The organism is Beijerinckia sp. L45, from assembly GCF_009765775.1.
In the GTDB taxonomy this organism is placed as follows: Bacteria; Pseudomonadota; Alphaproteobacteria; order Rhizobiales; family Beijerinckiaceae; genus RH-AL1.
Window position 1 is genome coordinate 1 of the sequence record NZ_LMUU01000151.1, and the last position, 3,574, is coordinate 3,574.

Annotated in this window: 3 protein-coding genes and 1 tRNA gene; 3 read left to right on the forward strand and 1 reads right to left on the reverse strand. The window is 62.7% G+C overall.

The window, feature by feature from the left end:
* A partial coding sequence (locus tag GSQ79_RS16120) for a DUF2924 domain-containing protein (protein ID WP_368669947.1) occupies positions 1-762 on the forward strand: 762 nt, incomplete at its 5' end.
* Positions 759-2,354, forward strand: a complete 1,596-nt coding sequence (locus GSQ79_RS16125) for a recombinase family protein (RefSeq protein ID WP_158809711.1) — start codon at positions 759-761, stop codon at positions 2,352-2,354. The genes GSQ79_RS16120 and GSQ79_RS16125, both read left to right, overlap by 4 nt.
* A gap of 314 nt (positions 2,355-2,668) precedes the next feature.
* On the opposite strand, the gene GSQ79_RS16130 is transcribed toward GSQ79_RS16125, so the two are convergent.
* Positions 2,669-2,744 (reverse strand) — tRNA-Ala (locus GSQ79_RS16130).
* A gap of 91 nt (positions 2,745-2,835) precedes the next feature.
* Here GSQ79_RS16130 and GSQ79_RS16135 point away from each other — a divergent pair.
* Positions 2,836-3,574, forward strand: a 739-nt coding sequence (locus GSQ79_RS16135) for a DEAD/DEAH box helicase (protein WP_158809713.1), incomplete at its 3' end; no start/stop codon positions are given.

Below are 3,574 nucleotides of genomic sequence, written 5' to 3' on the forward strand. Positions count from 1 at the left end.
ACACAAGAGAAAAGGGAATCCTGCTCCTCACGATTCAACCGTCGTGGAAACCGCTCTAGTGCCGTGAAGCCAAAGCTCGGACGGGCAACAACCGGCGAGAGCCTCGGAGCGGCTGGTCGCTCCGAGGCGGAGATCCTGGCTGATGCCATCGCCGAGCTGCAGCTACTCGATGCCGGAATGTTGCAAAGGCGCTGGCGTTCGCTCGTCGGCCGACCGGTGCCTTCGGATCTTGGGCGTCCGCTGATGCTGCGCATCCTCGCCTACAAGCTGCAAGCGCAGCGCCTCGGTGATCTCGACAAGGCAAGTCTGAGGGAGCTCACCGGACTTGCTGTTGGGTCGAACGTCAAAGCTGAGGCGCAGGACTTGGTCGATCCGCAAGACATGCTGATCGGAGCAGACGGCGACACGCCGCAGAGTGCACCGGAAAAGCTTGGGACTTCCGCCCCGGTTCGGATCGCCCGCCCCGGTACACTGTTGGTGCGTGAGCATGGCGGCGTTCTGCACCGCGTCATGGTCTTGGATGCGGGCGTCACTTGGGATGGTAGGACTTATGACAGCCTAAGCCAGGTTGCCTTTGCTATCACCGGCACACGTTGGAACGGACCCCGGTTCTTCGGTCTACGTGCATCGGCAAAGGCAGACAGGAGCAAGCCGCAAGGTAGATCGGCGAGCGCTGGTCGGTCTGACATGGCTCATCGGCATGAGGGCAGGGGAGGGCCTGCGCGAACAGGTCGAGCGTCTCTTCAGAGAACCATACCATGAGCGCGGCCTCGACGCTCCGCTGCGCGATCTACACCCGGGTGTCTAGCGACCAGGGCCTGGAACAGGACTTCAACTCCCTCGATGCGCAGCGCGAGGCGGCGGAAGCTTTTATTAAAAGCCAGGCTCACGAAGGATGGCGCTTACGGCGCGACCGTTATGACGATGGTGGCTTCTCCGGCGGCAGCATGGAGCGTCCAGCGCTGCAGAAGCTCCTCGCCGATGTCTCGGAGCGGCGTATCGACATCATCGTCGTTTACAAGGTCGATCGACTCACGCGCTCGCTCGCGGATTTCGCTAAGCTGGTCGAGCTATTCGACAGCAAAGGCGTGTCCTTCGTCTCCGTCACCCAAAGCTTCAACACGACCACGAGCATGGGACGGTTGACCCTCAACGTGCTCCTCTCCTTCGCCCAGTTCGAACGGGAGGTCACAGGAGAACGCATCCGGGACAAGATCGCCGCCTCAAAGAAGAAGGGGATCTGGATGGGCGGGGTGGTCCCTCTCGGCTACAGGGTCGAGAACCGCAAGCTGCTCGTCGACGAACGGGAAGCCGAGACGGCGCGCCTCATCTTCGAGCGCTACCTCGAGCTCGCATCGATCCCGGCCCTGCAGCGCGATCTTCGTGACAGGGGCATTCGCTCGAGAGCCCGTGTCCTTACATCGGGCAAGAACGTTGGAGATGTGCCGCTAACGAACGGTCCTTTGTCTCATCTCCTGAAGAACCGCATGTATCTGGGCGAGCTCAACCACAGAGGTGCGAGCTACAAGGGAGAGCATCCCGCCATAGTGTCGGAAGAGCTGTTCGAAGCCGTGCAGGCGAAGCTTGCTGCAAACCTGAACCGGCGCGATCTGCGCAAGGGGCGATCGCATGCGCTTCTCACTGGCTGCCTGTTCGACGATCGCAACAACCTGATGAGCCCCACGCATGCGGTGAAGAAGGGGTTACGCTACCGCTACTACGTCTCGACCGCGCTTGTGCAGGGCCGGAAGGCCGAGGCAGGATCGGTCGCCCGGGTGCCTGCGATCGAGGTTGAGGCGCTGGTGCGCGACGCCTTGCAAGAGCATATCGCCGATGCACCCATCGAGGCGAATGCCGAAGCAGATCTTTGCAAGCAGATCAGCCTGCGCGTGACGCTGCGCAGCGGATCCTTGGAGATGACGTGGATCGATACCGATGCAGCTAGCGACGACCTCACTGCAGGTGATCGTCGACGCATCCACATCCCCTACATCGTCAGCCCTCAAAAGCGCCGTCGTGAGATAATCATGCCCACGAACGCTTCACACTATGTTCGTCCAATCCGTGAAGAGGACCAGCGCAATCTGACGCGCTCGATCGCGCTGGGAAGGATGTGGCTGCAAGAGATCCTCGGCGGCATCAGCATCCAGACCATCGCGTCGCGCGAACATAAAAGCGAACGCATGATCCGTATGATGTTGTCGTTGGCGTTTCTCGATCCCGCACTCGTTCGCGCTGCGCTCCACGGCACGCTTCCGCGCGGCATCAGCAGCCGCCGGCTGATCGATGCCCCGATGCTCTGGCATCAGCAGTGGCAGGAAATTGGTCTATCGCAACCGGTTCGATCGAGTTAAGCCACCAGCATTCCGAAGAGACGTGCTAGCCTGATGTATTGGGCAAATCTGACCCAAGCAGCTTCGCTTCCGTCAGCGCCATCCGCATGGAAATGACGACCTACCTCTCAGGAACGCTACGAGGCGGCTCCAGAGTTTGGACACGACATTCGGAAACGGTAAAGTTGGCCACAGAGACAAACGGCTTTTTGCCACGATATGGCGCTCGGAGACCGTGAAAACGACATCGGAGACTGCCGCCGTGCCGGCTAAGTCCCGGACAACTAAAGCTATTTCAAAATGGACTTATGCGCGTGTTTTAGTACACGATTGCTTGGTGGAGCTGAGCGGAATCGAACCGCTGGCCTCTGCAGTGCGATTGCAGCGCTCTCCCATCTGAGCTACAGCCCCGGCCAAGAGCGCTCTTTAGAGCGATGCGGGCATGGCGTCAACGGTGGCATCGCGGTTTGACGGCGGGGACTTGGCACGCCATCCCTCGCGCATGACACGCCGCTTCGACGAACCGCTTCCCATCGACGACGTCTTGCCGGCGCTGCTGACCGCGCTGCGGGATGGGCCCGCCGCGATCGTCGTCGCGCCGCCGGGCGCCGGCAAGACCACGCGGGTGCCGCTGGTGCTGCGCGACGAAGCCTGGACGGTTGGCAAAAAGATCATCGTGCTCGAGCCGCGCCGCCTGGCCGCGCGGGCGGCCGCGGAACGGATGGCGTCGACGCTCGGCGAAGCGGTCGGCGCGACCGTCGGCCTGCGGGTGCGTTTCGACGGCGCGGTGTCGGCTGCGACGCGGATCGAGGTGGTCACCGAAGGCGTCTTCGTCCGCATGATTCTCGACGACCCCGGCCTCGAGCAGGTCGCGGCGGTGATTTTTGACGAATATCACGAGCGCTCGCTCGACGCCGATCTCGGCCTGGCGCTGGCCCTCGACGCGCGGGCCCTGCGTCCGGACCTGCGGTTGCTGGTCATGTCGGCGACGCTTGATGGCGCCCGCGTCAGTCGGCTGCTCGAAGGCGCGCCGGTGATCGAATCGCAGGGCCGCGCCTTCCCGGTGACGACCCAGTACCTCGGCCGCGATCCCGTCGAGCGCATCGAGGATGCCGTCACGCGAGCCGTGTTGCGGGCTTTGGCTGACGAGACCGGCTCCATCCTTGTCTTCCTTCCGGGCCAGGGCGAAATTCTGCGCGTTGCCGAGCGGCTGGCCGCCCGCGATCTCGGGCCCAATCGCG

Excerpts from the sequence above, each read along its gene's own strand:
- GSQ79_RS16125 (WP_158809711.1), top strand. The coding sequence starts at position 759 with ATGAGCGCGGCCTCGACGCTCCGCTGCGCGATCTACACCCGGGTGTCT.